The organism is Knoellia sp. S7-12 (assembly GCF_040518285.1).
Lineage (GTDB): Bacteria > Actinomycetota > Actinomycetes > Actinomycetales > Dermatophilaceae > Knoellia.
Genome location: NZ_CP155449.1, coordinates 1,670,508 through 1,694,809 on the forward strand (window position 1 = coordinate 1,670,508; position 24,302 = coordinate 1,694,809).

Below are 24,302 nucleotides of genomic sequence, written 5' to 3' on the forward strand. Positions count from 1 at the left end.
CGCAGGGACGACGCCGGGACGACGTCCGGATCGCAACGACTACCCTGAGGGTCATGACGACGAACCCCTTCGGCCGGGTCATCACGGCCATGGTCACACCAATGAAATCCGACGGATCCGTGGACGAGCAGGGCGTTCGAGCGGTCGTCGAGCACCTCATTGCCAACGGTCACGACGGCATCGTCGTCAACGGAACGACGGGGGAGTCTTCGACACTCACCGACGACGAGAGCATCGACATCATCCGCCTCGCCAAGGAGATCGCGGGGGAGCGTGCAGCCGTCACGGCTGGCATCGGGTCCAACGACACCGCGCACAGCATCCACATGTCGTCGCGCGCTACTGAGGTCGGAGCCGACGCCCTGCTCCTCGTGTCGCCTTACTACAACAAGCCGCCGCAGGCCGGACTGTTGGCGCACTGCCGCGCGGTTGCCGACTCGACCGAGCTGCCGATCATGATCTACGACATCCCGGCACGCACCGCCACACCCTTCGAGACCGAGACCCTGGTCGCGCTCGCGGAGCACCCGCAGATCGTGGCCGTCAAGGACGCCAAGGGGCAGCCCTGGGCGGCGACGAAGGTCCTGGCGAGCACCGACCTGCTCTGGTTCTCCGGCGCCGATGAGGACACCCTCGGCCTGCTCGCGCTGGGAGCGGTCGGCACGGTCAGCGTCGTGGGTCACGTCGCGGGCAAGGAGTATGCCGCGATGCTCGCCGCCGTCGACGCCGGGGACCTCGCCACCGCTCGAGACATCCACCGCCGACTCATCCCGGCCGTCGACGCGATCATGTCGACCTCGCAGGGCGCCATCATGGTCAAGGCCGCGCTCGTCGAGTTGGGTGTCATCGAGTCGGCCTTCGTGAGGTTGCCGCTGGTCGAGTCGCCACCGGAGCATCTCGAGATCCTCCGCAAGGGTCTCGCGCAGGCAGGTCTGCGTTGAGCCACCCGCACCCCGAGCTCTCCCTGCCCCAACCCCTCGCAGACGGGGGTGTCCGCGTCGTCGCTCTCGGCGGTCTCGGTGAGGTCGGCCGCAACATGGCCGTCATCGAGCACCAGGGCCAGCTGCTCATCATCGACTGCGGCGTCCTCTTCCCGGACGACCACCACCCCGGCATCGACCTGATCCTCCCGGACTTCAGCTACATCGCCGACCGGCTCCACGACGTCCAGGCGATCGTCCTGACCCACGGTCACGAGGACCACATCGGCGCCGTGCCGTTCCTGCTGCGCCTCAAGCCCGACCTCCCGCTCGTGGGCTCCAACCTGACCCTGGCCCTCATCGAGGCCAAGCTCAAGGAACACCGGATCAAGCCCTACACGCTGGCCGTGAAGGAGGGTGGCCGCGAGACCTTCGGAGTCTTCGACTGCGAGTTCGTCGCCGTCAACCACTCCATCCCCGACGCGCTCGCCGTCTTCGTGCGGACCTCGGGCGGGACGATCCTGCACACCGGCGACTTCAAGATGGACCAGCTGCCCCTCGACGGACGCCTCACCGACCTGCGCGCCTTCGCGCGGTTGGGGGAGGAGGGCGTCGACCTGTTCATGACGGACTCGACCAACGCCGAGGTCCCGGGTTTCACCACACCCGAGAAGGACATCGCGCCGGCGATCGACCGCGTGTTCCGTGACGCCCAGAGGCGCGTCATCGTGGCCTGCTTCTCCTCGCACGTGCACCGCGTCCAGCAGGTCCTCAATGCCGCCGAGAAGTCGGGTCGCAAGGTCGCCATGGTCGGCCGCTCGATGGTCCGCAACATGGGGATCGCCGCAGACCTCGGATACCTCCACGTCCCCGACGGCATCCTGATCGACTTCAAGAAGCTCGGGAACCTGCCCGACAACAAGGTGACGCTCATCTGCACCGGCTCGCAGGGCGAGCCCATGGCGGCCCTGTCGCGCATGGCCAACCGCGACCACCAGATCGAGGTCGGTGACGGTGACACCGTCCTCATGGCCTCCTCGCTCATCCCCGGCAACGAGAACGCCGTCTATCGCGTCATCAACGGGCTCATGCGGCTCGGCGCCGACGTCGTGCACAAGGGCAACGCCAAGGTGCACGTCTCGGGCCACGCCAGTGCTGGTGAGCTCCTCTACTGCTACAACATCGTCAAGCCCCGCAACGTCATGCCGGTCCACGGAGAGTGGCGCCACCTGCGCGCCAACGCGGACCTGGCCCTTGCAACCGGTGTGCACCCCAAGGGTGTCGTCGTGGTCGAGGACGGTGTGGTCGTCGACCTCATCGACGGCAGGGTGCGGGTTGCGGGTGCTGTGCCCTGTGGCTATGTCTATGTCGATGGCTCGTCGGTTGGTGAGGCTGATGAGGGCCTGCTCAAGGACCGTCGGATCCTGCGCGACGAGGGGTTCATCTCCGTCATCGTCGTCATGGACTCGACCACCGGCAAGATCGTCGCCGGTCCGGAGATCGCGGCCCGCGGCTTCGTCGAGGGAGACATGGTCTTCGACGACGTCATGCCGAGTCTGGTCAAGGCGCTCGACGACGCCACCGCCCAGGGCATGAACGACAGCTATCAGCTCGAGCAGGTCATGCGGCGCTCGGTCGGTGGCTGGGTCGGCCGCAAGATCCGCCGTCGCCCGATGATCATTCCCGTCGTCATCGAGACCTGAGGCTGCGGCTGCCGCTGAGCGACCCGCGTGGTGCTCTTCCCATGTGCTGGCTTTTCTACCAAGGTGTAGCCAACACAAGGAGGTGTGGCGGTGGCGACTCCGGAGCTGACCGGCGTACGAGGACCGACGCGGGCCGGAATCGAGGCCCGCACCCTTCGCGAGGACCGCTGGTGGTTGTCGCCCCTGGTGACTTTCGTGGTGTTCGCGGCCTTCGTGGTCTACGCGACGGTCCGGGCGTTCATGGGGCGGGACTACTACGCCTCGCCCTACCTGTCGCCCTTCTACTCGCCCTGTCTGGGCGACTGTGTCGAAGGGGCATCGGACTTCGGGCAGCCCTTCAAAGCGTTCCCGTTGTCCGCGGCGCTGATCATCCTGATCTTCCCGCTGGGCTTCCGGATGACCTGCTACTACTACCGCAAGGCCTACTACCGGGCGTTCTGGCTCTCGCCACCGGCCTGCGCCGTGGCCGAGCCGCACAAGGCCTACTCCGGTGAAACGCGCTTCCCGCTGATCCTGCAGAACCTCCACCGCTGGTTCTGGTACGCGGCCGTGCTCGTCGCCATCGTCCTGACCTTCGATGTGGTGCTGGCCTTCCGCAACGCCGAGCACGAGTGGGGGCACATGGGTCTCGGCACGGTGCTGATGATGATCAACGTCGCCTTCATCTGGCTCTACACGCTGTCGTGTCACTCGTGTCGGCACACCGTGGGTGGCCGGCTGCGGCACTTCTCGAAGCACCCAGTGCGCTACAAGCTCTGGACCTGGGTCTCGAAACTGAACGTCAACCATGCCCGCTATGCGTGGGTGTCCCTGTTCTCCGTGGCCCTGGTCGACCTCTACATCTGGTTGCTGGCGGCAGGCGTGATCGACGACGTGAGGTTCTTCTGATGACTGAGACCTCCGCGCCCGGTGAGGGTCGGCACCCGATGACCGGCAATGCGATGTCCGGCGACGCCCGGGGCGGCATGGAGCGCCACAGCTACGACGTCGTGGTGGTGGGCGCCGGCGGTGCCGGGCTGCGCGCAGCGATCGCAGCCCACGACTCCGGCGCCCGGGTCGCGGTCGTCTGCAAGTCGCTGCTCGGCAAGGCCCACACCGTGATGGCCGAGGGCGGCATCGCCGCGTCGATGGGCAATGCCTACCCCGAGGACAACTGGGAGGTGCACTTTCGCGACACCATGCGCGGAGGCAAGATGCTGAACAACTGGCGGATGGCCCAGTTGCACGCCCAGGAGGCGCCCGAGCGGGTGATGGAGCTCGAGGACTGGGGTGCGCTGTTCGACCGCACCGAGGACGGGCTGATCAGCCAGCGTGACTTCGGCGGCCACAAGTACGCCCGCCTCGCTCACGTCGGTGACCGCACCGGACTCGAGATGATCCGCACACTGCAGCAGCGCGCGGTGGCCCTCGGCATCGACGTCTTCATGGAGTGCACGGTCACCGACCTCTTCAAGGCCGACGGCAAGATCGCGGGCGCCTTCGCCTACTGGCGCGAGTCCGGCCGCTTCATCGTCTTCGACACCCCCAGCGTCATCCTCGCCACCGGAGGCATCGGCAAATCCTTCAAGGTGACCTCCAACTCCTGGGAGTACACCGGCGACGGCCATGCGCTGGCCATGCGGGCCGGCGCCAGCCTGATCAACATGGAGTTCGTGCAGTTCCACCCCACGGGCATGGTCTGGCCGCCCTCGGTGAAGGGCTTGCTCGTGACCGAGTCGGTCCGCGGTGACGGCGGGATCCTGAAGAATTCCGAAGGCGAGAGGTTCATGTTCGACTACATCCCGGACTTCTTCAAGGACGAGACGGCAGACACGATCGAGGAGGCCGATCGTTGGTACGACGACAAGAAGAACAACCGGAGACCGCCCGAGCTGCTGCCCCGTGACGAGGTCGCGCGCGCCATCAACTCCGAGATCAAGGCAGGTCGAGGCACACCGCACGGCGGCATCTATCTCGACATCGCCTCGCGGCGTGCGCCCGAGTTCATCCGCAAGCGGCTCCCGTCCATGTATCACCAGTTCAAGGAGCTGGCCGACGTCGACATCACCGCCGAGCCGATGGAGATCGGCCCGACGTGTCACTACGTCATGGGTGGCGTCGAGGTCGACGCCGACACCCAACAGAGCGAGGTGACCGGTTTGTACGCCGTGGGTGAGTGCTCGGGCGGGATGCACGGCTCCAACCGACTCGGCGGCAACTCGCTCGGTGACCTGTTGGTCTTCGGCAAGCGGGCGGGCGAGGCCGCGACGGCATACGCCAATTCGCTCGGCGACACACGACCCCAGGTCGACGAGGCCGACGTGAAGGCAGCCCAGACGAGTGCACTGGCGCCGTTCGAGGTGGAGGGTGGGGAGAACCCCTACACGATCCAGTCCGACCTCCAGCAGTCCATGAACGACCTTGTGGGAATCATCCGCACGGCCTCCGAGCTGGAGGAGTCACTCAGCGAGATCGAGGCGTTCAAGGCGCGGGCGAAGACGATGGTCGTCGAGGGGCACCGGCAGTACAACCCCGGCTGGCATCTGGCCCTCGACCTGCGCAACATGCTTATCGTCAGTGAGTGCATCGCCAAGGCGGCGCTCGCTCGCGAGGAGTCGCGCGGCGGCCACACCCGCGACGACTTCCCGGGGCCCAATGCGGAGTGGGGGACCAAGAACCTCGTGGTCAACCTCGACGCTGAAGGCACTGGCGTTGACCTCCACGAGAAGCCGTTGCCCGAGATGCCCGATGAGCTGAAGGGGTACTTCGCATGAGCTACACGTTGAAGCTGAGGATCTGGCGCGGCGACAGGTCCGGTGGGGAGATCAAGGACTATCCCGTCGAGGTCTCCGAGGGCGAGGTCGTGCTCGACGCGATTCACCGCGTGCAGGGGACTCAGGCGGGTGACCTCGCGGTGCGCTGGAACTGCAAGGCCGGCAAGTGCGGATCGTGCAGCGCCGAGGTCAACGGCAAGCCGCGCCTCATGTGCATGTGCAGGCTCTCCGACTTCGAGGAGGACGAGGTCATCACGGTCACGCCGATGCGCAGCTTCCCGGTGATCCGAGACCTGGTCACCGACGTCTCCTACAACTACGAGAAGGCCAAGGAGCTGCCAGCCTTCGCCCCACCCGAGCGCGACGCCGATGGCAAGCGCCGCATGCAGCAGATCGACGTGGAGCGCGGCCAGGAGTTCCGCAAGTGCATCGAGTGCTTCCTGTGCCAGAACACCTGCCACGTGGTGCGCGACCACGAGGACAACAAGGAGGCGTTCGCCGGACCACGCTTCTTCCTGCGGTACGCCGAGCTAGACATGCACCCGCTCGACACCCACGACCGTAGGGCCCTCGCGCAGGAGGCGGCGGGACTGGGCATGTGCAACATCACCAAGTGCTGCACCGAGGTGTGCCCCGAAGGCATCAAGATCACCGACAACGCGATCATCCCCATGAAGGAGCGCGTCGCGGACCGCAAGTTCGACCCCTTGGTGTGGCTGGGCAGCAAGATCGGCGTCCGCAACCGCGACAACGACGGCCGCACCGAAATCTGACCAGCAGGATTCGCGCGTTTGCGTGTGCGTGCGTTGCGACGAAGGAGCACTGAGCGCGCACACGCAAAGGCACGAATCCACGCGTCGGAGGGGCGAAGACCCCGTTTGCAGGGACGAGTTGCCTTGGCCATGTTGCGCGTGTGACGCGTGTGTCTGAGGTGACTTTCGCCTAGGGTGCGGAGCATGGCCTCCCGTTCAACTTCTCCAGCGCGCTCCCGTCCGGCCTCCAGCCGGCCGGCGAACCGTCGCGCGCCTGCCCGGCCCACGAGCCGCAAGAAGGCTCCGGCCAAGGGCGGCACGCCGATGCCGATCGCAGCGGTGCGCGGAGCGTGGATGGGCCTGGCCCACGCCACTGGCGGCACGGTCCGCAAGGTCTCCCACGCCGGACAGGACCTCGAACCCGAGCACCGTCGCGACGGTGCCGGCCTGACCCTCATCGTGCTGGCCGTCGTCGTGGCCGCACGCGAGTGGTGGGGTTTCAACGGGTCTGTCGGTGACGTCACCCACGCCGTCGCGGCCGGAACGTTCGGTCGCGTCGCCTACGCCCTCCCCATCGTCCTGCTGCTCTTCGGCCTCCACCTGTGGCGCACCCCGCGTGAGCACCCCGCGACCAACCGCATGGCCATCGGCACCGCCCTGCTCGCCTTCGCCAGCACCGGCATCGTGCACGTGAGTGCGGGCATCCCCGAGCCCCCGGCTGGCGCCGACGGCATGCGCGCCGCGGGCGGCATCATCGGCTTCCTCGCCTCCAGCCCGCTCGAAGCAGCAGTCTCGATCTATGGCACGATCCCGCTCCTCATCCTTGTCGGGATCTTCGGGGTGCTCGTCCTCACCGCGACGCCGGTGCACGAAATCCCGGACCGCCTCGACCAGCTGCGGGCAACGCTTCTGGGCCACCCGGCATACGCCGATGACGGCGACGACACCGATGAGGTGCCGGCCAAGAAGGCTCGCCGCAATCGCGCCCTGCCCGACGAGCCGCTCGTGGGCGACGAGGCCTACGAGCAGGCGGCCATCGTCGACTACGAGGACAAGGTCGGTGGCAAGGGGCGCAAGAACCGCCCGGCAACGACCCCGCCGCCCGTCATCGAAGAGGGCGGGCCCCGTCCCGGAGAGAAGCGACCCACGGCTCCGGGCGTTCTGGCCCCCGCCGCCAAGGCTCCGCTCGAACCGACCCGGCTCGAGGCACCGCCGACCACTCCGTTGCCGCAGCGGGTCGAGCAGCTCTCGCTCGCAGGCGACGTCACCTACACGCTTCCCGGCAACGAGGTCCTCAAGCAGGGTGCCCCGCACAAGGAGCGCTCCGAGGCCAACGACCGGGTCGTCGAGGCGCTGACCAACGTGCTGGACGAGTTCGGCATCGACGCGCAGGTCACCGGCTTCACCCGTGGACCGACGGTCACCCGCTACATCGTCGAGCTCGGCCCGGGCATCAAGGTCGAGCGCGTCACCGCGCTCTCCAAGAACATCGCGTATGCCGTCGCCTCGGCCGACGTGCGCATCCTCAGTCCCATCCCGGGCAAGTCCGCCATCGGCATCGAGATCCCGAACCCGGACAAGGAGATGGTCTGCCTCGGTGACGTCCTGCGCAGCCGAGTCGCGCGCGACAACCACCACCCGATGGTCATGGGCGTCGGCAAGGACGTCGAGGGCGGCTACGTCATCGCCAACCTCGCCAAGATGCCCCACCTGCTCGTCGCCGGTGCCACGGGCTCGGGCAAGTCGAGCTTCGTCAACTCGATGATCACCTCGATCCTCATGCGGGCCACCCCCGACGAGGTGCGCATGGTGCTCGTCGACCCCAAACGGGTCGAACTCACGGCCTACGAAGGCATCCCGCACCTCATCACGCCGATCATCACCAATCCCAAGAAGGCGGCGGAGGCCCTCCAGTGGGTCGTGCGCGAGATGGATCAGCGCTACGACGACCTCGCGGCCTACGGCTACAAGCACGTCGACGACTTCAACAAGGCGGTGAAGTCCGGCAAGGTCCAGCCGCTGCCGGGCTCGAAGCGGATCATCCAGCCCTACCCCTACCTCCTCGTCGTCGTCGACGAGCTCGCTGACCTCATGATGGTTGCCCCTCGCGACGTCGAGGAGTGCATCGTCCGCATCACCCAGCTCGCGCGCGCCGCCGGCATCCACCTCGTGCTCGCCACCCAGCGCCCGTCGGTCGACGTCGTCACCGGACTCATCAAGGCCAACGTGCCCAGCCGCATGGCGTTCGCGACGTCATCGCTCGCCGACAGCCGAGTCGTGCTCGACCAGCCCGGCGCCGAGAAGCTTCTCGGGCAGGGTGACGCACTCTTCCTGCCCATGGGCGCCAGCAAGCCGATGCGGGTCCAGGGTGCGTGGGTCACGGAGACCGAGATCCAGGAAGCGGTCGCCCACGTGACGGGTCAGCTGAAGCCGACCTATCGCGACGACGTTGCCGTGGTCGCGCCCAAGAAGAACCTTGACGATGACATCGGCGACGACCTCGACCTGTTGCTGCAGGCCACCGAACTCGTCGTGACGACCCAGTTCGGCTCCACCTCGATGCTCCAGCGCAAGCTGCGCGTCGGCTTCGCCAAGGCCGGACGTCTCATGGACCTGCTCGAGTCACGCGGGGTCGTTGGTCCCTCCGAAGGGTCCAAGGCGCGCGATGTGCTCGTCCGCCCGGACGACCTCGAGACGACGCTTGCGCTGTTGCGCGGCGATGAGGTGCCTGATCCGGATCCGGCCTTCGACAACCAGGCCACCGACGAGGTGCCTCAGGCCCATGTCTCGCAGGCCGATCGATCGGTTCCGTCGCCCTCGACCGCCCAGACCCAGCAGGTTCCGAACGACCGCTACGGCCCCGACGCCGTCGCAGCCGGTCTCGCGAGTCGGCCCCAGGTCGAAGCGTGGGACGAGGACGAGGACGACAGCGAGGACGCGTGGGAACTCACCGATCACCGGTGAGCTGTCCCTCCGCCTGGCCGACCTTGTCAACAGTGCGCTCGTCCGCGCTGCCGTGGGCAGTGTCGACGGCAGCAGTGTCGACGGCGGCCTCGGGTGCCGCGCGCAAGGAGTCCTCGACGTCGTCGATGAAGTCCGTGACCTCGTCGGGGCCGAACACGGGCCCACCGGCGAGATAGCCGTCGACGCCCAGCAACAGGGCGTTCGGTGAGTCGGCGAGTTCCAACGCCTGCCACGCGAGGCCCCGGTGGTCGAGCAGACTTCCAGGCGGTGTGGTCGGGATGAGCCGCTCGACGATCGGCACCGAGAAAACCATGCGCACGTCCACGAGGCCAAGCCGCTCCTGCCAGCTCTCGATCTGCGCGATGACGTCACGGGTGGAGGCGCAGTAGCAGTTGACGAAGACAAGGAGTTGGGCCTTGGTAGTCGCCAGCTCGCTCAGGGTGACGGGACCGGTGTCCGGGTCGAAGACGACGAGCTCCGGCGTGGGCTTGCGGACGTAGTCGTCCTCGTCGTCGGGCTGCGCGGTGGCAGCTGGCGGCTCGTGCTGGTCAGGCATCGTGAACGGTGGCGGAGACTCGAACCGGCCCACGACGAGCCCGGTCACCAGACACGCGAGGGCCGCCAGAACCAACCACAGGACGTCGCCCGCCCCAAAGTCTGAGACAAGGGACCACAAGGTGCGCCCTGACACCGCCAGGCTCAGGGTGGCGGCCGCGGCCGAGACCAGGGCCGTGTTGCGCAGGAGGGTGCGACCGGAGATCCGGTGATCACCGGCCTGACCGAAGCAGCCGCAGTCGGGTCGCGGTGTGATCGTCAGACCACGCGCAATGAGGGCCCAGTAGATGACCATCAGGCAGAGCGTGCCCGCCGCGGCACCGCCGAAGACGGGGAGCCATGGGGTGAGCAGGCCGACCACGAGCGCGAGCTCGATCCCGGGGATTGCGCGGGCGAGGGGCTCGGGGAGAATCCTGTCGGGTAGCCGTAGGTTGCGGATGATCTTGCGCAGGGAGGCACCCTTGCCGACCTTGGCCGCCGCACTGAAGGCGAGGGTACCGACGAGGACGAGTGGCGCGATCACCCAGGCGGCGTGCTGCATGTCGTCATCGTAGGTCGGACCTCGCGTCCACGTCCCCGCTTAGAGTGACCGTCATGGAGACGAAGCTCTGGGATGACCTGCGTGAGCCGCCGACCCGCAGCCAGCGGTGGAAGGCAGTTCTTCGCAAGCAGCCCTCCGCCTTCCTCCTTGCGGTCCAGTTGCTTGTCATCATCCTGTTGCCGTGGCTGCAGGAGCTCTACTACGGTCGCCTCGCCCTGACAGTTCTGAGTCTGTCCGCGCTCACGATCGCCGTCTTCACCGTCCGAAGCACACCGGCCCTCACCTGGCTCTCGGTCCTCATCGGCCTCCCGGCCGGGGTCCTCGAGATCTGGGCTGTCATCGCGCCGGACAACGCGGTGGTCGTCCCCCTCGCGCACACGGCCCTGTCGCTCTTCTACTTCTACACGGCCTACGGGCTGGTCGCCTATATGTTCGAGGACGCCTGGGTGACCAAGGACGAGCTCTTTGCCGTCGGAGCCGCCTTCACGGTGCTGCTCTTCGCCTTCGCCTACCTGTTCCTCGCGATCCAGGAGCTGTGGCCCGGGTCGTTCATCGGGCACAACGAAGCGACACAGCGGACGTTCCTTGAGCTGCTCTACCTCTCGGGAGCCAACCTCACGAGCGTGGGACTGTCCGACGTCCTTCCCATCGGCTCCCAAGCCAGAGCGGTGGCGATCATCGAGCAACTGAGTGGCGTCATGTATGTCGCGATGGTCATCTCGCGCCTCGTCGCGCTCACCGTCATGCGCAACAGGGGCTGAGCCGGTTCAGACGCCGTCGAGGTCCTCGATCCGAGCGGTGCTGGGACCACGCGACGCGCTGAGGTCGCGAGCCGTGTCCTCGACGCCCTCGAGAACGCGCAGGGCGTTGCTCCACGTCAGTTTGCCCAGATCCTCGTCGGACCAGCCGCGGTCGGCCAGCGCCTCGAGCAGGCGTGGATAGGCCGAGACGTCCTCGAGACCCGTTGGCAGAACGCCGACCCCGTCGTAGTCACCGCCGAGGCCGATGTGATCGACGCCAGCAACCGCACGCACGTGCTCGAGGTGCTCGACGACATCTTCGAGCGTGGCCACCGGCTGAGGATGCGTCGCGCGGTGGCGCTCGAGAAACGGTGTGTATGCCGCGTGGTCGGCCCAGTGGACACCCTCGGCCGCCGCAGTATCCGCAGCCTCGAGGTCCCACTCGCGCACGGCGCGCGAGATGAACTTGGGCACGAACGTGACCATGCAGAGGCCGCCGTTGTCGGAGAGCTGGGCAAGGACGTCGTCGGGGACGTTGCGAGGGTGGTCGCAGACGGCGCGAGCAGAGGAGTGCGAGAACATGACCGGCGCCGTCGTCGTGGCGAGGGCGTGACGCATCGTGTCGGCCGAGACGTGGGACAGGTCGACGGCCATGCCGATGCGGTTCATCTCGCGCACGACCTCGTGGCCGAAGGGGGAGAGACCACCGAGGACCGGCTCGTCGGTGGCCGAGTCCGCCCATGGGACGTTGTCGTTGTGGGTGAGCGTCAGGTAGCGGACGCCCAATGTGTGGAGCATGCGCAGGGCCCCGAGCGAGGAGTCGATGCTGTGGCCGCCCTCGGCGCCCATCAGGGACGCGATGCGTCCGGAGGCACGTGCGGCACGCACGTCCGCTGAGCTGACCGCGAGAGCCAGCTCACCGGCATACCGGGTCGTCATTGTCCTGACGAAGTCGATCTGCTCGAGCGTGGCCGTGACGGCCTTCTCGCCGGCCCACTTGGCGTCGACGTAGACCGACCAGAACTGCGCCCCCATCCCGCCGCGACGCATGCGGGCGATGTCGGTGTGCGTGGTGCGGACGTCTCCAGCGAGGTCGAGGCGGTCGAGGTCGTACGCCACCTGCTTGCGAGCCTCCCAGGGCAAGTCGTTGTGGCCGTCCCAGACGGGGTGGGTGGCGAGCAGGGTGGCGATGGGTTGGGACGTTGACGTCATCAGCCCAACCTAGGACACCGGCGGCTGGCACGGTCCGGGCAGCACCTCCCACGCAACTAGAGTGGGTGCATGCCTGCATCCGACACCACCACGCGCTCGGTGGCCGTCGTCACCCTTGGCTGCACCCGCAACGACGTCGACTCGGAGGAGCTGGCCGGGCGGCTCAAGGCCGGCGGCTGGACGCTCGTCGATGATGCCTCGGAGGCCGACGTCGCCGTCGTCAACACGTGTGGCTTCGTCGAGCAGGCCAAGAAGGACTCGATCGACAGCCTCATCGAAGCCTCGTCGCTCAAGGAGACCGGCCGGACCCAGAAGGTCGTCGCCGTGGGCTGCCTTGCCGAGCGCTACGGCCAGACGCTCGCCGACGAGCTCCCGGAGGCTGACGCGGTCCTCGGCTTCGACTCCTACGCCGACATGTCGACGCACCTGCGCACGATCCTCGACGGCGGCGAGGTCGCGAGTCACGTGCCGAGCGACCGTCGCAAGCTGCTGCCCCTGTCGCCAGCGACGCGCCAGCAGGCCTCCGCCGACGTGGCGCTCCCGGGCCACTCAGCTCCCCGGGTCCGTCTGGAGACCGGCCCCTGGGCACCCCTCAAGATTGCCAGCGGTTGCGACCGGCGCTGCGCCTTCTGCGCCATCCCGATGTTCCGTGGCTCCTTCGTCTCTCGGCGCCCGACCGACGTCATCGAGGAGGCCCGGTGGCTCGCGACGCAGGGCGTGCGCGAACTCTTCCTCGTGAGCGAGAACTCCACGTCCTACGGCAAGGACCTCGGCGACCTCGCTCTCATGGACGCCCTGCTGCCCGAGCTCGCCGACCTCGACGGCATCGAGCGGGTTCGGGTGTCCTATCTCCAGCCGGCCGAGGTGCGCCCCGGCCTGCTCGACGCCATGGTCGCCATCCCCGAGGTCATGCCCTGGTTCGACCTGTCCTTCCAGCATGCCTCGGCGCCACTACTACGCCGGATGCGCCGCTTTGGTGGCACCGAGCCCTTCCTCGGGCTCATCGACGACGTGCGTCGCCGCTCGCCGCTGGCCGGCATCCGCAGCAACGTCATCGTCGGCTTCCCCGGGGAGACCGAGGCCGAGGTCGATGAGCTGGCGGAGTTCCTCACCGCTGCTCGCCTCGACGTCGTGGGCGTCTTCGGCTACTCCGACGAGGACGGCACGGAGGGCGAGCTGCTGACCGGCAAGATCGCTCCCCAGGCGATCTCCGAGCGAGTCGAACGCATCACCGACCTCATCGAGGAGCTCACCGCGCAGCGTGCGGAGGATCGGATCGGCGAGAGTGTCCGAGTTCTCATCGAGGAAACCAACGCAGGCGACAACGGTGATGACGTGATCGGACGCGCAGAGCACCAGGGGCCGGACGTCGACGGGACCACGCGAGTCGTTGCCTCAACCGCCGTCATCGGCGAGACCGTGCTCGCGACCGTGGTGGGGACCGAAGGTATCGACCTCGTCGCGGTTTCAGCATGAAGGTCCTGCGGTGACCTCACCCTCACCGCAGGTCGGTGAAGCCACGGGCGCCGTCAGCTCGTGGAACCTCCCCAACGCGCTCACGGTGCTCCGCATCCTGCTGGTCCCTGTCTATGGTGCGATCCTGCTCGCCGATGGCGGCTCTGACACGTCCCTGCGGTGGTGGGCCGCAGCCATCTTCGCCTTCGCGACGTTGACCGACCGCGTGGATGGCGAGCTCGCCCGCAGTCGCGGGCTCGTGACGAATTTTGGCAAGATCGCCGACCCGATCGCCGACAAGACCCTCATGAGCATGGGCTTCGTCGGGCTGTCCGTCATTGGTGAGATCTGGTGGTGGGTCACGATCGTTGTGCTGATCCGCGAGTGGGGCATCACGGGGATGCGGCTCCTCGTGATCCGCCATGGGGTCATGCCCGCAGGGCGGGGCGGCAAGGTCAAGACCGCACTCCAAAGCCTCGGGCTCTTCCTCTTTTCGATGCCCTTGTGGTCGTTCCCCGAGCCGGACGTCTGGCGCTGGTCCGCGGCGATCGTGCTCACGGTCGCTGTCGTCGTCACCGTGGTCACCGGGCTGGACATCGCAATGAAGGCACTGCGTCTGCGCCAGACGAGCGAGCGAGCTGCCATGAAGCGTGCGAGCCGGGCGGCCCAACAGCGCGTCGGCACCAAGGCCGCGTCGCCCCGAGTCCTCGTCGAGGCGCTCATCCGCCAGGGCTTTACGGTGGCCACGGCCGAATCCCTCACCGGTGGCCTGGTGGCCGCTGCCCTCACCGAGATCCCGGGATCCTCGGCCACGGTGCGGGGGTCGATCGTCGCCTACGACACCGACCTCAAGGCGGACCAGCTCGGCGTGAGTGAAGCCCTGCTTGCGTCCGGGGGGCCAGTCCAAGCCGAGGTCGCTCGTCAGATGGCTTCCGGAGTGTGCCGCATGCTGGGGGCTGACATCGGCATCGCCACCACAGGGGTGGCCGGCCCGGGCGCGCAGGACGGAGTCCCCGTGGGGAAGGTCTTTGTCGCAGTGGCGCATGCCGGTCACGTGACCGTTCAAGAGCTCGCTCTGTCGGGCAGCCGCGAGACCATCCGGGCGGCGTCGGTCGTCGCCGCCCTGGATCTGTGTGCCTCCTGCATCGCGGACGACGTCCCGGCCGCCGGTCGTTGAGCCATCCTGAACGAGATGGTCGTCGGCGACACCGGACCTTCCCGGAGCGCCACGCCGAATCACCAGCGGGAATAGGTCCCCGTGCGGAACACTTCGACGTGATGAGGCCCATGCGATGTAGCGTGGACACCAACGACTTGGACGTAGCGCCGAGAAGGGAGGCCCGAGAATGATCCTGCTCCGACACGAGCTCGGTGAGGTGCTGCGCGAGCGGCGCCAAGAGCAGGGCCGCACCCTGCGCGACGTGGCGGGGGCCGGCGCCGTCTCCCTCGGCTATCTCAGCGAGGTCGAGCGCGGGGTCAAGGAAGCCTCATCGGAGCTCCTCGGTGCCATCTGCGAAGCCCTCGACATCCCGATGTCGGTCGTGCTCGATGACGTCAGTCGCCGCGTCGCCCGCGTCGAGTCGCTCAGTGCTCCGGTGTCCTTGCCGGTCGGTGGCCGCACCGCCGTGGTCTCCGCCTCCGCGGCCTGACCGAGCGCCTCGTGGCGGCCTCGCTCACGCCAGATCCCGTCGCGTCAGGGCCTGACGTCTCGAATCCTGACGTGCCAAGTCCCGACGTGACGAACCCTGTCGTGGGCAAGCGTCTCGAACCCTTCTCCGTCCCGGTCGTGCTGCACGAGTCGGATCCCGCCTGGGCGAGGCTGTTCGACTCGGACGCTGCGGCCATCCGGACGGCTCTCGGCGTGAGCGCCCTCGCGGTCGACCACGTCGGATCGACGTCGGTGCCGCACCTGCCCGCGAAGCCCATCATCGACATCCTGCTGCAGGTGGCAGACCCCGCCGCCGAGGACGCCTACGTCCCGGCGCTGGAGGCCCTCGGCTACTGGCTGCAGATCCGCGAGCCCGATTGGTTGGAGCATCGAGTGCTCTATCAGCGGGTGGATCGCGGCTCGCCCCACGACATCAACCTTCACGTGCTCTCACCCGACCTGGGTGGGCAAGAGATCGAGCGCCTGCTGGGCTTGCGTGACTGGCTCCGCTCACACCCAAAGGACCGCGACCGGTATGCCGCGGTGAAGCGACAGCTTGCCGGGCACGAGTGGCGCTTCGTCCAGGACTACGCCGACGCGAAGTCCGGCGTGATCGAGGAGATCCTTCGGCGGGCAGCCGGGCCGCAGACATAGACGGCCGTCAGCGGCGCCCAGCTCGGCTCCCCAGGGGCTGTGACCTGCGTGGTCTTACGACCATTGCCCCATACCGCCCGTCCATGGTTCCGGCACAGATTGGGGACACGGATCGAGTGCAGTCCGAGGAGACCATCAGGGTTTCGCCCGGAATCGCTCCACCAGCCGGTGGTCCGCCCCACACTGTTCTCGGAAGGACATCCCATGAAGCGCATCAGCATGATCCTCGCGGCACTGCTCCTCGCCCTCGTCCCGGCGACGTTCGGACTCTGGGGGAACGCCTCGTTCTCCCAGGAGGTCCCCGTCAGTGTCCCGAAGAGCGGCCAGGTCAACCGCACCCTGACCGTGCCCGCACCACGTTCCACCGACGACCACGGGGGAGCAACCCCCCGGGACCTGAGGACCGAACCCGGCGACGACCGGGGCACGGACCGTACACCGTCCAGTGACCCGAGTGGCACACCGGGACCGTCCTCGACGATGGACGACCACGGCGGGAACCGACCCCGCGACCAGCGCACCGAGGCCGGGGACGACCGTGACGACCCGGCACACCGCTCGGACAACTCCGGCCACGGTTCGGACAACTCCGGCCATGGTTCGGACGACTTGCGCCAAGACTCGCGCCACGGCTCCGACCACGGTGAGGATGACTGAGTGACCGACACGCGGAGCGACGCCGCGGCCTCCGACTCGCACCTCCCGGTGCCCGAGTCGGCGGCACCGGTCGCGTGGGTGACCGTGTCTCAGCCCCGACACGAGGTGGCGGTCGAGCGACCCCTCCGGCCACGACGTGTGCTCCTGCAACTGCTCGCGGCCCTTGTCGTGGTGTTCGCTGTGGTGGGAGTCCTCGGGACGCTCGCCGCCAGACGGCTCGCGGAGCGGGAGGCCGTCAACGACGCGGCAAAGACCGCCGACGTGCTGGCCGATGCAGTCATCACACCCGCCCTCACCGACTTGCTCGTCGACGGCGACACCGGTGCCATCGCCGACTTCGACGCGCTGATCCATGACCATGTCCTCGGTCCGTCCATCGTCCGGGTGAAGCTGTGGTCGCCGACAGGAGACGTCGTGTATGCCGACGAGCCCCAGCTGATCGGGCGAACCTTCTCCCTGAGTGAGGACCAGTTGGCCTCTCTGGCCCAGCCCCAGACGATCGCCGAGGTCTCGGACCTGGACAGCAGCGAGAACGAGTTCGAGACCGGTGGCCGGCTGTTGGAGGTCTATCGACCAGTGTGGGCGCCCGACGGCCGCCAGTTGCTGTTCGAGACGTATTCGCCCTACGTGTCGGTGGAGGCTCGCACCTCACAGCTGTGGCGGGGGTTCGCGGGCGTCACCCTGAGCAGCCTGCTCCTACTCATCGTGCTGATGGCCCCGGTCCTGTGGCGGTTGCTGCGACGTCTGGCCGAGAGCCAGCGCCAGCGTGAACGGCTTCTGGAGAGAACCGTCGAGGCCTCCGACACCGAGCGCCGCCGGATCGCCGGAACGTTGCACGACGGGCCGGTCCAGGACCTCGTGGCATCGTCCTTCGCCGCCGCCGGCGCGGCCGCCCGCGCCCGGACGTCGGGAGATGAGCAAGCGGCCGCCGGACTCGACACGGTGGCCAGGTCGGTGCGGCACAACATCCGGATTCTGCGCTCGCTGCTTGTCGACATCTACCCGCCGACGCTGTCCGGGTCGGGGCTCGTGGCCGCGCTCGGGGACCTGGCCTCCTCGGCCACCAGTCGCGGGCTCGTTGTGCGTCTGCGCTCGGACCCCGACTCGGAGCTCCGGCTGACTGACAGTGAGGAGCGGCTCGTGTACCGCATCGCGCAGGAGTGCCTCTACAACGCAGCGAAGCACGCAGTTGGATCCACAGTGGACGTCTCGCTCGCCCGGGTCGACGACGCAGTGGTGCTCGAGGTGGCCGACGACGGTCCGGGGTTCGACACAGGGATCCTGCAGAACCCGTTGCCGGACCACTTCGGGCTCCGGGTGCTGCGAGACCTCGCCACGGACGCGGACGCCTCTCTCGAGGTGGCGTCGGCCCCGGGCGCCGGGACGCATTGGAGACTCACCCTCGCTCTTGAGGAGTCGCCGTGATCCGAGTCCTGGTCGTCGATGACCACGCCATGGTGCGGGCCGGCCTCATCGCCCTGCTGGAGGCGAGCGGCACCATCGAGATCGTGGGGCAGGCGGCGAACGGCGCGGAGGCGATCGCCGTCGCGCGGGACTGCCAGCCGGAGGTCGTTCTCATGGACCTCTCGATGCCCGTCATGGGTGGCGGAGAGGCCACCCGAGAGGTCCTCAAGGTGGCGCCAGAAGCCAAGGTCGTGGTGTTGACGTCCTTCTCCGATCGCGACGCAGTCAAGGCCGCCTTGCGTGCAGGGGCGATCGGCTATCAGCTCAAGGACGCCGAGCCCACGGAACTGCTGGCGGCGGTGCGCGCCGCGGCGCAAGGGTACGCACCCGTGGACGCGCGGGTCGCGGGGGTGCTCCTCCCGACCGCTGCCGACCGAGAGGGTGATGGGCTCAGCCCACGCGAGCACGAGGTCCTCGAACTCGTCGCACAGGGGCTGGCCAACAAGCAGATCGGTCGCGTTCTCGGGATCAGCGAACGGACGGTCAAGGCCCACCTGGGTCGGATCTTCCGGGAGATCGGTGTGCTCGATCGGACGAGCGCGGCCTTGTGGGCCAGGGACAATCCGTCCGGTCAACAGTGAGCGCCGCTCAGGCGCGGCGGTAGGGATTCGACCGACCACCCGACGAGCCGAGCGGTCGCTGCGGGCGGCCGTCGTCGCCGGGAGCGATGCCTCCTTGGCACGTTGGACAGTAGAACATCGTCCGCTCACGCCCAGCGGGTCCGATCATCGACACCCGGATGGTGTTGCCGCAGCGACGACACGGCCTTCCCGACCGCGCGTGCACGAAGTGCTCCTCGCCGCGACGCCGCACGCCTGTGCTCGACTGCACGGCGTGGTGGCGTGAGGCATCCATGAGGCGATGGATCCGCGCAACGAGGGCCTCCACACGCTCCGGAGCGAGATCAGCTGCAGCAGACCACGGTCCGATCTGCTCGATGAAGAGGGATTCCGACGCCCAGAGCGTGCCGACCCCGGCGAGTACCCGCTGGTCGAGGAGGGCGGCACCGATGACAGTGGTCGAGGCGAGGAGCCGATGGATCGCCCGCTCGACGTCCCAGTCGGGTCCAAGGACGTCGGGGCCGAGATGCCCGACGATGTCGCCCTCGCGTGAGGTCGGCACGATCTCGAGCAGGCCGAGCCGCAGACCCAGAGCCGACCAGGTGTCGGTGCCCACAGCAGCACGGAGGTCAGCACGGCGCAGCCAGCGCGCGGTGTCCGCGACGCGCTCGACCCGCCACTGCCCCTCCATCTTGAGGTGGGAGTGGACGGTCAGCCCGGAGTCGACGCGGTGCAGCAGGTGCTTGCCGCGGCTCACGATCTCGGTGGTCACCGCCCCTCGCAGGTCGGCCGTGGCGATCTCGGGAAACCTGAAGTCGCTGAGCGTGATGGGTTCGCCGCTGAGGGCGCGGTGCAGGCGGTGGGCAGTGCGCCAGACGGTGTCGCCCTCAGGCATGGCTACCCGTCCGCGGTTGCGCGGGGAGGGGTGCCGCGAGCGTGCGCTTCATCGTCGCAGCCGCAGGCCGCGGGGCGTCGTGTGGAACCCGGCCTGGGCAAGGGCGTCGACGAGGGGGTGGCCGGAGCCAAGGATGGCACCACCGTCGGCCTTTTCGACGGTGAGTCGGCCGAGGGCGCCTTCGCGAACGGCCAGGGCCAGGGCATCAGCGGCAGCCTGCAGACTCACCGGGTCATCGGTCCACGACAGCAGCGTCTTGCCGCCGCGCTCGACATAGAGGACGAGGTCGCCGTCGACGAGGATCACGAGGGCCCCGGCCTTGCGACCCGGTTGGTGACCTCGACGCCCGGTCGGTGTCGGCTCGTCAGCGTCCTCGGCAACCGGGCGGTCGGGCCACGGCAGGGCTGCGCCGTAGGCGTTCGCAGGATCGGTGGCGGCGAGGACGAGAGCGCGCTGCGCGGCGGCGTCAGGCGTGGCCCCGAGCTGGCGAGCGTGGGCGCGCAGCCGGTCGATGGCACCGGTCGTCGCGAACTGTGCTGCTCCCAACGACTCCACGAAGTAGCCGCGACGGACCCGCCCCGACTCTTCGGCCGCTGCCAGCACGCGATAGACAGCAGCGAAGCCTCCGGGGACGTCTTCGGCGACGACACTGCCCCGAGTCAGCACGCCATAACGATCCTGCAGGATCTCGGCAGTGGCCAGGGTGCGCACCGTCGGGTCGGTCTCCACCCCGGGAAGGAGGGACCAGCGCCCTGCCACGATCGCCGGCGCTGCGCGAGCGACGGTGAGCGGTCGGGAGGCACCGCGACGACCGCCGAGGGTTCCGAGGGAGCCGTTGCGGCCGGCATAGCGGGTGGCCCGCGGTCCGGCGGTCGAGCGCTTGTGTGCTGTGCGTCCGCCGGCGAGCAGCGCGCGCATCGGCGCGAAGGTGTCACCAGAGACGTGTCCCGACCACACGAGTGACCAGAGGTCCTCGGCCACGTCGCTGTCACTGCCCTCGGCGAGGTCGGCCAGTGCGCGGAAGAAGTAGGCGCCGCCACCCACGAGGACGTCGAGCACGGACTGTGCGCGATCGCCGAGTTCTGTGTCATCGGGCGCGGTCATGGTCACGTCTGCCGTCTCGGCGAGGTGGAGTGACACCCAGCCGTCGTCGCCGGGCAAAGAGCCGTGGCCGCGCCAGACGACCTCGCCGATACTCATCAGCTCATCGAGGAGAGCGGGGGAGTAGCCAACGACCCGAGCGGGGAGCACCAGGGACTCGAGCGCGCTGGCGGGCAGGACCGCCCCTGCGAGCTGCTCGACAGCGCGAATGAGGCCCTCACGCCCCCGCAGGCCACCACCCACTGACTGCCACTGAGGCAGGAACCGGGCGAGTTCGACCGCCGCCACCGGCTCGACCTCGGCGCGCAGGGCCGCCAATGAGCGGCGTCGCAGCGTCCGCAGCACCTCGGCGTCGCAATGGTCGAGGCCGTGCTGTCCACCGCCGCTCTCGGTCGGGAGCAGCTCGCCCTCGACCACACGACCCACGGCGACCAGTCGACGGAGCGCGTCCAGGGCGACGGCCGGGCCGACTCCCCACCACTGCGACAGGGACTGCACCTGGAAGGGGCCGTGGGTGCGGGCGTAGCGTGCCACGAGGTCACCGAGGGGATCGGGGACCGGCTCGAGGAACACCTGTGGCACGCCGACCGGGAGTGAGACTCCGAGAGCGTCGCGCAGCCGTGATGCGTCCTCGATCGCGGACCAACGTTCCTCGCCGGCGATCCGGACCCGGATGATGCGCCGAGCGCCCTCGAGGTCGACGAGCCATCCGCCGATGTCGCGCGTCACGACGCCTTCGCGGGTGCGGCGCTCGATCTCGCTCAGCGACAACGGACCCAGCGTGCGCAGGAGGTCGGCGACGTCCTCGCCGTCACGGCACTTGCGGTCCTCGGCGAGGCGCTGCAGCTCGGCTTCGGTGCGGGCGATCGCCTCGGGGTCAAGGAGATCTCGCAGTGAGAGACCCTCACCTCGACCGAGCAGCTCGGCCAGCAGCGTCGGGTCGAGGGAGAGCGCCGCGGCGCGCTTCTCGGCCAGCGGCGAGTCGCCTTCATAGAGGAACTGCGCGACGTAGCCGAACATCAGTGACCGGGCGAACGGGGACGGTTGTGTGGACTCGACGTCGACGAGTGTCACGTCGCGAGAGGCGATCGACGACATGAGGGCGGTGAGCCCGGGCACGTCGAAGACATCCTGGACGCACTCGCGCACGGTTTCGAGCACGATCGGGAACGAGGCATATTGGCTCGCGACCTCGAGTAGCTGCGCCGCCCGTTGCCGCTGTTGCCACAGGGGTTGGCGGCGGTCGGGGCGGCGTCGTGGCAGGAGCAGGGCTCGCGATGCGCACTCGCGGAACCTGGCCGCGAAGAGGGCCGACCCGCCGATCTCGCCGGTGACAAGATCGTGGACGTCATCGGGGTCGAGCCGCACGAGATCGAGGAGCTCGGCCGCGGCGCCGCGGCCCGAGGACCCATCGTTGTCGCCATCGAGCTCGAGGTCGGGCAGTCGGAACACGATGCCGTCGTCACCATGCATCGCCTGCACGTCGACCCCGAAGCGCTCACGCATCCGCGCCGAGACACACAGTGCCCACGGAGCGTGGACCTGACCGCCAAAGGGGCTGTGCACGACGACGCGCCAGTCACCGATCTCGTCGCGGAAGCGCTCGACGACGATCGTCCTGTCGTCGGGGACGTGGCCGGTGGCCGCGCGTTGCTCGTCGAGATAGCCGACCAGGTTGTCGGTCGCCCAGGCGTCGAGTCCCGCGGCGGAGACCCGGGCGCGTGCCTGCGCAGGAGTCGACGCCGCGACCTCGCGCACGAATGCGCCGACCGCCTTGCCGAGCTCGGCCGGCCGCCCCAGCTGGTCGCCCTTCCAGAACGGGAGCCGCCCCGGCTGACCCGGTGCGGGGGTGACGAGCACCCGGTCGTGAGTGATGTCCTCGATCCGCCACGTGGACGTGCCGAGGGTGAACACGTCGCCGATCCGCGACTCGTAAACCATCTCCTCATCAAGCTCACCCACCCGGCGACCGGTGCCTTCACCGGTGGCGAGGAACACCGCATACAGACCACGGTCCGGGATCGTGCCGCCCGAGGTGACGGCCAGGCGCTGGGCGCCCGGTCGCCCCGACAGGGTGCCGGTCACGCGGTCCCAGACGATGCGGGGGCGCAGCTCGGCGAACTCGTCGCTGGGGTAGCGCCCCGACAGCATGTCGAGCACCGACTCGAGGATCGACCGGGGTAGCCCCGCGAAGGGCGCGGCGCGGCGCACGACCTGCTCGAGGTCTTCGACCGCCCAGTCGTCAAGGGCGGTCATCGCCACGATCTGCTGGGCGAGGACGTCGACCGGGTTCGCCGGCACCCGCAGCGACTCGATGGCTCCGGCCCGCATGCGTTCGACGACGACGGCCGTCTGCACGAGGTCGCCACGGAACTTCGGGAAGAGGATCCCTCGCGAAACGGCACCGACCTGGTGACCGGCCCGGCCGACTCGCTGCAGCCCGCTGGCGACCGAAGGGGGTGACTCGACCTGGATGACGAGGTCGATCGCACCCATGTCGATCCCAAGCTCCAGGCTCGAGGTCGCGACCACGGCTGGCAGGCGCCCGGCCTTGAGGTCCTCCTCGATGAGCTGACGATGCTCCTTGCTGACCGAGCCGTGGTGCGCGCGGGCCAGGACGGGGGCCGCACCGGTTGACGATCCCGACTGCGCCATCACCTGTGCCGGTGTGCCGGATGAGCCGGTATGCCGGCCCACGCGGAGCGTGGGACCCGCGCCCACCACCGCGACAGCGTCACCGGTGACTGCGGCCACGTCACCGCCGCCTTCAACCTCGTCCGCGGCGGCCTCGAGCCGCTCCTCCCAGATCTCGTTGAGGCGAGCGGTGAGCCTTTCGGCCAGACGTCTGGAGTTGGCGAAGACGAGTGTCGAGCGGTGTGCCGCAACGAGATCGACGATGCGTTCCTCGACATGGGGCCAGATCGACGCGCGTCGCTCCGCGCCGGAGGCAGGACCGCTGAGGTCGTCCTCGACGACTTCACCCAGAGCCGACATGTCGGGGATCGGGACGACGACGTCGAGCTCCCACTCCTTGGTCGAAGGTGGACGAACAACGTCGACGGGTCGACCGCCGGCGAGGTAGCGAGCCACCTCGTCGACCGGCTCGACGGTGGCGGACAGGCCGATGCGCTGGGCCGGCTGCTCGAGCAGGGCGTCGAGTCGCTCGAGCGACAGGGCGAGGTGGGCGCCTCGCTTGGTGCCGGCGACGGCGTGGACCTCATCGAGGATGACCGTCTCCACTCCACGCAGGGCTTCGCGCGCCTGGGACGTGAGCAGGAGGAAGAGCGACTCCGGCGTCGTGATGAGGATGTCGCTGGGCGCTCGCGCGAACACGCGGCGTTCGTTGGCAGGCGTGTCGCCGCTGCGCACCGACACGGTGATGTCTGGTTGCGGCACGCCGAGCCGGGTGGCTGCGTGACCGATGCCGACGAGCGGGCTGCGCAGGTTGCGCTCGACGTCAACGGCCAGTGCCTTCATCGGCGAGATGTAGAGGACTCGGCACCGTTTGAGCTTCTCTGCGGGAACCGGCTCGGTGCCGAGCCGGTCGAGGGCCCAGAGGAAGGCCGACAAGGTCTTGCCCGACCCGGTCGGCGCGACGACGAGGGCGTGGTGACCCGAGCTGATCGCTTCCCAGGCGCCGATCTGAGCCTGTGTGGGCGCGCTGAAGGAGTCTCGGAACCACGTAGCCGTGGCCGGAGAGAAGCGCTCGAGAACGTCAGCCGTCATGA

The 24,302-nt window shown here is 68.5% G+C and carries 18 protein-coding genes; 14 read left to right on the forward strand and 4 right to left on the reverse strand.

The window, feature by feature from the left end:
* The first annotated feature begins 53 nt into the window (after positions 1–53).
* From dapA to V6K52_RS08135, 6 genes are all read left to right on the forward strand, one after another.
* A complete protein-coding gene (gene dapA / locus V6K52_RS08110) occupies positions 54–941 on the forward strand; it encodes a 4-hydroxy-tetrahydrodipicolinate synthase (protein WP_353953362.1) in 888 nt (295 codons plus the stop codon).
* Positions 938–2,623, forward strand: coding sequence for a ribonuclease J (locus tag V6K52_RS08115; RefSeq protein ID WP_353953363.1), 1,686 nt, complete (start codon positions 938–940; stop codon positions 2,621–2,623). Before dapA ends, V6K52_RS08115 begins: the two co-directional genes overlap by 4 nt.
* A gap of 90 nt (positions 2,624–2,713) precedes the next feature.
* A complete protein-coding gene (locus V6K52_RS08120; protein WP_353953364.1) occupies positions 2,714–3,511 on the forward strand; it encodes a hypothetical protein in 798 nt (265 codons plus the stop codon).
* Positions 3,512–3,564: 53 nt separating this feature from the next.
* Positions 3,565–5,376, forward strand: coding sequence for a fumarate reductase/succinate dehydrogenase flavoprotein subunit (locus V6K52_RS08125; protein WP_353953743.1), 1,812 nt, complete (start codon positions 3,565–3,567; stop codon positions 5,374–5,376).
* Entirely contained in the window at positions 5,373–6,149 is a 777-nt protein-coding gene (locus tag V6K52_RS08130) for a succinate dehydrogenase/fumarate reductase iron-sulfur subunit (RefSeq protein ID WP_353953365.1), read from the forward strand. Before V6K52_RS08125 ends, V6K52_RS08130 begins: the two co-directional genes overlap by 4 nt.
* A 183-nt stretch (positions 6,150–6,332) precedes the next feature.
* Positions 6,333–9,092 carry a DNA translocase FtsK 4TM domain-containing protein gene (locus tag V6K52_RS08135; RefSeq protein WP_353953366.1) on the forward strand — a complete coding sequence of 920 codons (2,760 nt, stop codon included), beginning with the start codon at positions 6,333–6,335 and terminating at the stop codon, positions 9,090–9,092.
* On the opposite strand, the gene V6K52_RS08140 is transcribed toward V6K52_RS08135, so the two are convergent.
* Positions 9,076–10,188, reverse strand: coding sequence for a MauE/DoxX family redox-associated membrane protein (locus V6K52_RS08140; protein ID WP_353953367.1), 1,113 nt, complete (start codon positions 10,186–10,188; stop codon positions 9,076–9,078). The two genes, V6K52_RS08135 and V6K52_RS08140, sit on opposite strands and share 17 nt — an antisense overlap.
* Positions 10,189–10,241: 53 nt before the next feature.
* On the opposite strand from V6K52_RS08140, the gene V6K52_RS08145 reads away from it, so the two are divergent.
* Positions 10,242–10,949 (forward strand): ion channel, encoded by a 708-nt coding sequence (locus V6K52_RS08145; protein WP_353953368.1) that lies wholly within the window; start codon positions 10,242–10,244, stop codon positions 10,947–10,949.
* 6 nt (positions 10,950–10,955) lie between these two features.
* Here the strand turns inward: V6K52_RS08145 and V6K52_RS08150 are convergent, their stop codons facing one another.
* Positions 10,956–12,140 carry a dipeptidase gene (locus V6K52_RS08150; RefSeq protein WP_353953369.1) on the reverse strand — a complete coding sequence of 395 codons (1,185 nt, stop codon included), beginning with the start codon at positions 12,138–12,140 and terminating at the stop codon, positions 10,956–10,958.
* 69 nt (positions 12,141–12,209) lie between these two features.
* Here V6K52_RS08150 and rimO point away from each other — a divergent pair, with 69 nt between their 5' ends.
* The 7 genes from rimO to V6K52_RS08185 all read left to right on the forward strand — a co-directional run bounded on the left by rimO (position 12,210) and on the right by V6K52_RS08185 (position 18,599).
* Positions 12,210–13,616 (forward strand): 30S ribosomal protein S12 methylthiotransferase RimO, encoded by a 1,407-nt coding sequence (rimO, locus tag V6K52_RS08155; protein ID WP_353953370.1) that lies wholly within the window; start codon positions 12,210–12,212, stop codon positions 13,614–13,616.
* Positions 13,617–13,626: 10 nt separating this feature from the next.
* Positions 13,627–14,772, forward strand: a complete 1,146-nt coding sequence (gene pgsA, locus V6K52_RS08160) for a CDP-diacylglycerol--glycerol-3-phosphate 3-phosphatidyltransferase (RefSeq protein WP_353953371.1) — start codon at positions 13,627–13,629, stop codon at positions 14,770–14,772.
* 169 nt (positions 14,773–14,941) lie between these two features.
* Positions 14,942–15,244: a helix-turn-helix transcriptional regulator gene (locus V6K52_RS08165; protein ID WP_353953372.1), complete on the forward strand. Its 303-nt coding sequence runs from the start codon at positions 14,942–14,944 to the stop codon at positions 15,242–15,244.
* Positions 15,245–15,315: 71 nt separating this feature from the next.
* Positions 15,316–15,897, forward strand: a complete 582-nt coding sequence (locus V6K52_RS08170; protein ID WP_353953373.1) for a GrpB family protein — start codon at positions 15,316–15,318, stop codon at positions 15,895–15,897.
* A 204-nt stretch (positions 15,898–16,101) separates the two neighbouring features.
* Positions 16,102–16,554, forward strand: coding sequence for a hypothetical protein (locus V6K52_RS08175; protein WP_353953374.1), 453 nt, complete (start codon positions 16,102–16,104; stop codon positions 16,552–16,554).
* Entirely contained in the window at positions 16,555–17,979 is a 1,425-nt protein-coding gene (locus tag V6K52_RS08180) for an ATP-binding protein (protein ID WP_353953375.1), read from the forward strand.
* Positions 17,976–18,599 (forward strand): response regulator transcription factor, encoded by a 624-nt coding sequence (locus V6K52_RS08185; protein WP_353953376.1) that lies wholly within the window; start codon positions 17,976–17,978, stop codon positions 18,597–18,599. Before V6K52_RS08180 ends, V6K52_RS08185 begins: the two co-directional genes overlap by 4 nt.
* A 7-nt stretch (positions 18,600–18,606) precedes the next feature.
* Here the strand turns inward: V6K52_RS08185 and V6K52_RS08190 are convergent, their stop codons facing one another.
* Together V6K52_RS08190 and V6K52_RS08195 are read right to left on the reverse strand one after the other, a co-directional pair.
* Positions 18,607–19,473, reverse strand: coding sequence for a DNA-formamidopyrimidine glycosylase family protein (locus V6K52_RS08190; RefSeq protein ID WP_353953377.1), 867 nt, complete (start codon positions 19,471–19,473; stop codon positions 18,607–18,609).
* Positions 19,474–19,521: 48 nt separating this feature from the next.
* Positions 19,522–24,300 carry an ATP-dependent helicase gene (locus tag V6K52_RS08195; RefSeq protein WP_353953378.1) on the reverse strand — a complete coding sequence of 1,593 codons (4,779 nt, stop codon included), beginning with the start codon at positions 24,298–24,300 and terminating at the stop codon, positions 19,522–19,524.
* Positions 24,301–24,302 lie beyond the last annotated feature (2 nt).